Here is a 6,518-nt window from a genome sequence, read left to right as displayed (position 1 = left end):
CGGCGCCGGGATCACCGCGTTCTACATGACCCGCGTCATGCTGATGACCTTCTTCGGTGAAAAGCGTTGGGCGGACGACGCGCATCCGCATGAAGCGCCCGCGACGATGACCGGGCCGATGATCCTGCTCGCCGTCGGCTCGGTGTTCTCCGGTGGCCTGCTGGCCGTCGGCGGCACGTTGAAGCGCTGGCTGGAACCGGTGGTCCGCAGCGAGGAGAGCGCCCATGCACTCTCCGCCTGGGTGCTGACGCCAATCACGCTGTCCGTCGTGGCGATCGGAATTTTCGTGGCCTACCTGTTCTATGGCCGTCGCCCCGTGCCGGACACCGCGCCCGAGAGGGTTTCGGTGTGGACGGTCGCCGGGCGCCGCGACCTCTACGGCGACACGTTCAACGAGAGGGGTTTCATGCTGCCAGGCGCGGTGCTGACTTTCGCGCTGGTCAAGTTCGACAACAAGGGCGTCGACGGCTCGGTCAACGGGCTGGCGAACCTGGTCAGCCGAGCCTCGAATCGCCTGCGCGGACTGCAGACCGGCTTCGCCCGCTCCTACGCAGCGTCGATGTTCGGGGGCGCGGCGCTGGTGGCCGTGGCGATTCTGGTGGTGCAACTGTGGCGGTGACGTTGCCGTTTTTGAGCGCACTGTGGCTGATCCCGCTGGCCGGCGCGGTCGTGACCATCGCGCTGCCCGGCCAACAACGACAGCTGGCCAAGTGGGTTGGCCTGATCGTCGCGTTGGTGGTACTCGCGGTATCGATCGTTATGACGGCCCAGTTCCATCCCGGCGGCGCGCCGTACCAATTCATCGAATCGCACCGCTGGATACCGGCTTTCGGTGCGGGCTACATCCTCGGGGTGGACGGCATCGCGGTCGTGCTGGTGCTGCTCACCACGATCGTGGTGCCGCTGCTGCTGGTGGCCGGCTGGAATGACGGCGGCGAGCGCAGTCGCGGCCCGCACGCCTACGTCGCGTTGACGTTGACCGTCGAGTCGATGGTGCTGATCTCATTGGTCTCGCTCGACATCCTGCTGTTCTACGTCTTCTTCGAAGCCATGCTCATCCCGATGTACTTCCTCATCGGCGGTTTCGGCAACGGTACGGAGCGGTCCAAGGCCGCGGTGAAGTTCCTGCTGTACAACCTGTTCGGCGGTCTGATCATGCTGGCCGCAGTGATCGGGCTCTATGTGGTGACCGAACAGCGTGGTCCCGGCACGTTCGACTTCCGCCAGATCGTGGCGGAAGTCTCGTCGGGCTCCCTCGGCGCCTCGTCGGCGGTGCTCAAAGCGTTGTTCCTGGGCTTCATGTTCGCGTTCGCGATCAAGGCCCCGCTGTGGCCGTTCCACCGGTGGCTGCCCGACGCCGCGGTCGAGTCCACCCCCGCGACCGCTGTGCTGATCACCGCGGTGATGGACAAGGTCGGCACCTTCGGGATGCTGCGCTACTGCCTGCAGTTGTTTCCCGACGCCTCAACGTATTTTCGCCCGCTGATCGTGGGTCTGGCCATCGTCGGCGTGATCTACGGCGCGATCCTGGCCATCGGCCAATTCGACATCATGCGCCTGATCGCCTACACCTCGATCTCGCACTTCGGCTTCATCATCGCCGGCATCTTCGTGATGACAACGCAAGGGCAGAGCGGGTCGACGCTGTACATGCTCAACCACGGTCTGTCCACCGCCGCGGTGTTCCTCATCGCGGGATTCCTGATCGCCCGCCGCGACGGCAACCGGGTGATCTACGCCTACGGCGGCGTGCAGAAGGTGGCGCCAGTGTTGGCCGGGACGTTTCTGGTGGCGGCGCTCGCGACGCTGTCGCTGCCGGGTCTGGCTCCGTTCATCAGTGAATTCCTGGTGCTGCTGGGCACTTTCAACCGGTATTGGCTGGCCGCGGCGATCGGTTCGATCGCCCTGATCCTGTCGTCGATCTACATGTTGTGGCTCTACCAGCGGCTGATGACCGGGCCGGTCACCGAGGGCTGGGAAGGGGAAGACCGCATTCGTGACCTGGTCCCAAGAGAGGTCGCCGTCGTCGCGCCGTTGTTCGTGTTGTTGCTCGTGTTCGGGGTGTATCCAAAGCCGTTGCTGGACATCATCAATCCCGCGGTCGGTCACACGATGACCACCATTCACCAGCACGATCCCGCGCCAAGCGTGCCGGCGGCGCCGCGAACAGCCGAAGGACCTCGTCGATGAGTATGCCTACCCCCAGCGTCGAGTACTCGCTGATCTCCCCGGAGCTGATTGTCTTCGGCGTTGCGGTGACCGGAGTCCTGGTCGAGGCCTTCCTGCCGCGCCGGTTCCGCTACGGCGCCCAGGTGCTATTGGCCTTGGGCGGCTTGATAGCCGCTTTCGCCGCGGTGATCGACGTCTCACACCGGATCCCGTCGTCTGGTCAGATCGCGGTGCTACGGGCGGTGGCGGTCGACGGGCCGACGCTGGTGCTGCAAGGCACCGTGCTGTTAGTGGCGATCCTGGCCGTGATCTTCTTCGCGGAACGCAGTCGCAACACAACGGTCGCGGTCGGCCCCGGCGCTGCGACCGCCACTGTCTCCGGGCTGGATTCGTTCACGCCGCAGGCCTCAGCAGTGCCGGGCAGCGTGGCCGAGCGGCAGGCGGCCGGTGCCGGAGCCGCCCAGACCGAGGTTTTCCCGCTGACGCTGCTCGCGGTCGGTGGAATGCTGGTCTTCCCCGCCGCCAACGACCTGCTGACAATGTTCGTGGCGCTGGAAGTCTTGTCGCTGCCGCTGTATCTGTTGTGCGGGCTGGCCCGTCACCGCCGCCTGCTCTCCCAGGAAGCGTCGCTGAAATATTTTCTGCTTGGCGCCTTCTCGTCAGCGTTCTTCCTCTACGGTGTGGCCCTGCTGTACGGCGCGACCGGCACACTCACATTGGGCGACATCGGCAATGCGCTGGCCGCGCGCCCGCACGATTCCATTGGCCTGATCGGCGTGGCGCTGCTGGCAGTCGGCCTGCTGTTCAAAGTGGGCGCCGTGCCGTTCCACTCCTGGATTCCCGACGTCTACCAAGGCGCGCCCACCCCGATCACCGGGTTCATGGCCGCGGCAACCAAAGTCGCGGCGTTCGGCGCCCTGATCCGGGTCGTCTACGTCGCATTGAGCCCGCTGCATGACCAGTGGCGACCAGTGCTGTGGGCCGTCGCGATTCTCACCATGGCGGTGGGCACCGTCACCGCGATCAATCAGAACGACGTCAAACGGCTGCTGGCGTATTCTTCGGTGGCGCACGTCGGTTTCATCTTGACCGGTGTGATCGCCGACATCCCCGCGGGCATCTCCTCGACGCTGTTCTACCTGGTGGCTTACAGCTTCAGCACGGTGGGCGCGTTCGCGGTGGTGAGTCTGGTACGCAACAGCGACGGCGACGAAGACGCCGAAATGGTGCGCTGGGCCGGGCTGGGGCGTCGCTACCCGGTTGTCGGGGCGCTGTTTTCGATGTTCCTGCTGGCGTTCGCCGGCATTCCGCTGACCAGCGGGTTCGTCAGTAAATTCGCAGTCTTCAACGCCGCTGCCCGAGGTGGGGCGGTGCCGCTGGTGATCATCGGTGTGGTCGCCAGCGGTGCGGCCGCCTACTTCTACGTGCGGGTGATCGTGCTGATGTTCTTCACCGAGTCGGCCGCCGATCCGCCGCATGTGGTGATACCCAGCATGTGGAGTAGAGCCGCGATCGCGGTGTGCGCGGCGGTCACGGTCGGGTTGGGGGTCTTCCCGCAGCCGCTGCTTAATCTGGTCGACCACGCCGCAAAATTCGTCGGGTGACCGGTCAGGCAACCGGTCGCGTTATGGCGACCGGCTACCCTGCCGCCGCCACCGGTCGCAGGTAAGGAAACGTCGCGGTGAATTGTGCGGGGTCGGGGCCGATGCCCGTACCCAACGGTGAGTTGGTCAGCAGCGACAACATGTTGTCCATGACGTTGTCAAGCAACGACCGGCCGTTGAAGCCGGCGTAATCGAACGACGCGGCAGTGCCCAACTCGTACGGCAGAGTCAGCGATCCGAACAGCCCTGCGACGCGACTCGCGTACGCCTCGGGATCGGCGGCAGTGCCGGCCAAAGCCGTGTAATGGGCCACGGTCGACGCAATGCTGGAAATGAACAGGGAATTGTCGTCGGATGGGCAGGCGCGATTGAACTGCTCACGCACGTCGTCGCGGTCAAGATAGATGTGGGTGAGCAGTGGTAAACCCCAGCGGGCGACCTGTTGCTCGTGGGCGTGGCCGTAGAGTGACACCGTTGTCCAAGCGCTCACGCGAGTCGTGTTGGCAATCAACTCGTTCGGTAGTTCGAGCACGATTGACGCGACGGTGCGGTTTTGAAAGAAGTTGACCCGATTGCGAAACGCCTCGGGCTGATAGACGCCGCGCGCGAACGCGGCCTTGAAAGCCTCCAGGGCGGCCGCGTCACCCGCGAAGGGGTCTTTGACGACACCGGCGAAGACTCGGATGCCACGCTCTCCGTGGACGACCTCATTGGTGTGACCCGAGGCCAGCTTGTCACCGTCAAGGCCGTTCGGGGCGTATTCGGCGCGGCGCATTTCGAATCTTTGCGCATGATCGACGTCCGCGCTGCGCGAGGGGACATTCACGATATCGCCGAACCGCAGTTTGAAAGACACGTCTTCGCATCGGTCACCATCGGTGTCGAACCGGAACGCGTAGACAGCCTCGTCCCGAAACGGTGCCGGGGTATGCGCATCCGCGGCGGGGTTGGTCGTCATCGCCATCACCGTTGTCCCAGCACCCACACCGGCGAACAAGTAGAAGTCACACAGATTCAGCCGGGGATCCTCGCGCCCAGTTGGGCTGTCGAAATGATGCGACAAGACGCAGCCCTCCTTCGATGGCAGATACAGAGCAGGCGGCGCATGCTACGACAATCGCGCGCTTCTCATCTTTACGCCCAATTCGAGCGCCTCCGCCAGCCGGGCCGGGCCCTCGGTCGCTCCGATGAGCTTGCTGATCTTCTCGGTATCGATCGTTTGACCGCCGGCTCCCCAGCTGCCTTCGGGAATTTCGACGACGATCACATGCAGGCGCATGAGATACGCGGGCGATATCCGGATGTCTTCACGTTTGAGCACGGAGCCGTCATCACCGAGCACATCGACGAATGCCGCCGCGATGTCGCGCTGCATTTCGTCGCGGCGCGGCTGACTGAAGTAGGACGCAGCCACAAAGGCCTCGACGATCCAGAACACTTTGTCAGGATGCTCAGACAATGGAACACCGCCGGGGAAACAGTTTTCGACGTCAAGTTCGTTGAAGTAAAATCCGGTGGCGGCCGTGCCGATTTCGGTGACCGGATCGATCTCCTGACGAATCAGGGCTTCGACCAGTCGAGACGCAAGCTTGGCCTTCTGCTCAGCGGTCAGTGCTCCCTCGGGGCAATTCACCCGGATGAACGGCATCGAGGTTCCTTTCACTGTTGGTAACGGCTGCCTAAAACGACCGTAGTTCGCCGGACTGGTCATCGGACACGCCGACCTACTCGTGATCGCGCAGGAACGGCCGGGTGGCCAGCAGAAAGATCCCCAGGACCGCCAGTGGCGCCACCAGCGGCAGCCACGGCAACTGCAGCGGGAACGACGTCGCGGCCAATCCGACGATCGTAAATCCGAACGCGGCACCCAATGTCGGAGCACTGGCTGTCACCACGTGGCCGGTCGCATGCCGCAGCACCAGGTACAGGGTCGCGGCGAGTCCCGACACCGCGGCGAGTATTGGCGTGGGATCAGTGAAGGCGATGGCCGCTAACGCCAGCAGTACTGCCAGCGTCGCCGCCGCGCGAAACACCACGCCGACCGCCACCGCGCCGAGCGCAAGCAAGGCGGCGACGAACGCGGGCCCGTGGTGTGACGGCACACCGGTGGCCGCGACCATCAGCAGGCCGAATGCCGTTGCCAACCAACGAAAAATCATGTCTACCGCCTTCCTGGCCTTCGCGCACGTCGACGGCGTCGGTCGGGTACCGCGCGCATCGATTGATCGAGCGTCATATCCGGTCGCCAGGCCACCACGTCGACGCCGGTGGTGGCCATGTCGCGATACATGGTCGATCGCTGCAGTGCCCACATCCGTGCGATCATCGGGTCCTGATCGCCTTCGAACGGCGAGCCTTGCAGTACGTCGACCGCGATCACCACGTGGCCGCGCTTGCGTAAATCGATCAGCGCCAAGGCGAATTCGGTGTCGAGCATCGTGGAGAACGCGATGACGATGGCGCCCGGCGGGACGGCCGCGCGCGGCGCCAATGTTCCCGTCGTGGTCTCGAACCGCTCGCCGGCGGCGAGCACGGTATCGAGTATGCGATAGAACTGGCGCTGCCCGATGTCGGCTCCGAGCCAGCGAGGACGGCGGCCGCCCAGCGCGATGACACCGGCGCGATCCCCGTTTCGCAGCGCGGTCTGCAGCACTTGCGCGGCACCCCGCACAGTCCGCTCGGTGGCGTGGGTCGCCGGGCCGGCGGCTTGCGGGTAGGCGTCGATCAGCGCCACCACGTCGGCGG

5 protein-coding genes and 2 pseudogenes are annotated in these 6,518 nt (G+C 64.8%); 3 read left to right on the top strand and 4 right to left on the bottom strand.

All coding sequences use genetic code 11. The annotated features are described in order from the left end of the window. The 3 genes and pseudogenes from WA317_RS04560 to nuoN form a co-directional block, all read left to right on the top strand. Positions 1–619, top strand: a pseudogene (locus WA317_RS04560) (NADH-quinone oxidoreductase subunit L); the annotation flags it as partial. Beyond that, on the top strand, positions 616–2,190 hold the full coding sequence (locus WA317_RS04555) for an NADH-quinone oxidoreductase subunit M (RefSeq protein WP_425171912.1): 1,575 nt from the start codon (positions 616–618) through the stop codon (positions 2,188–2,190). The pseudogene WA317_RS04560 and the gene WA317_RS04555, both read left to right, overlap by 4 nt. Further along, complete coding sequence (nuoN, locus tag WA317_RS04550) at positions 2,187–3,773, top strand: NADH-quinone oxidoreductase subunit NuoN (protein WP_425171911.1); 1,587 nt, start codon at positions 2,187–2,189, stop codon at positions 3,771–3,773. Before WA317_RS04555 ends, nuoN begins: the two co-directional genes overlap by 4 nt. A 34-nt stretch (positions 3,774–3,807) precedes the next feature. Here nuoN and WA317_RS04545 read toward each other — a convergent pair whose 3' ends face one another. The 4 genes and pseudogenes from WA317_RS04545 to WA317_RS04530 form a co-directional block, all read right to left on the bottom strand. Next, positions 3,808–4,836 carry a DUF4331 family protein gene (locus WA317_RS04545; protein ID WP_425171910.1) on the bottom strand — a complete coding sequence of 343 codons (1,029 nt, stop codon included), beginning with the start codon at positions 4,834–4,836 and terminating at the stop codon, positions 3,808–3,810. Between the two features lie 45 nt (positions 4,837–4,881). Then, on the bottom strand, positions 4,882–5,421 hold the full coding sequence (locus WA317_RS04540) for a tautomerase family protein (protein ID WP_425171909.1): 540 nt from the start codon (positions 5,419–5,421) through the stop codon (positions 4,882–4,884). Between the two features lie 76 nt (positions 5,422–5,497). Next, entirely contained in the window at positions 5,498–5,932 is a 435-nt protein-coding gene (locus tag WA317_RS04535; protein WP_425171908.1) for a hypothetical protein, read from the bottom strand. Positions 5,933–5,934: 2 nt separating this feature from the next. Continuing rightward, positions 5,935–6,518, bottom strand: a pseudogene (locus WA317_RS04530) (DUF58 domain-containing protein); the annotation flags it as partial.

It is taken from the genome of Mycobacterium sp. (assembly GCF_049802695.1).
Taxonomy (GTDB): domain Bacteria; phylum Actinomycetota; class Actinomycetes; order Mycobacteriales; family Mycobacteriaceae; genus Mycobacterium.
The sequence above is the reverse complement of the archived record's forward strand: the minus strand, read 5'-3'. Positions and strand labels throughout refer to the sequence as shown.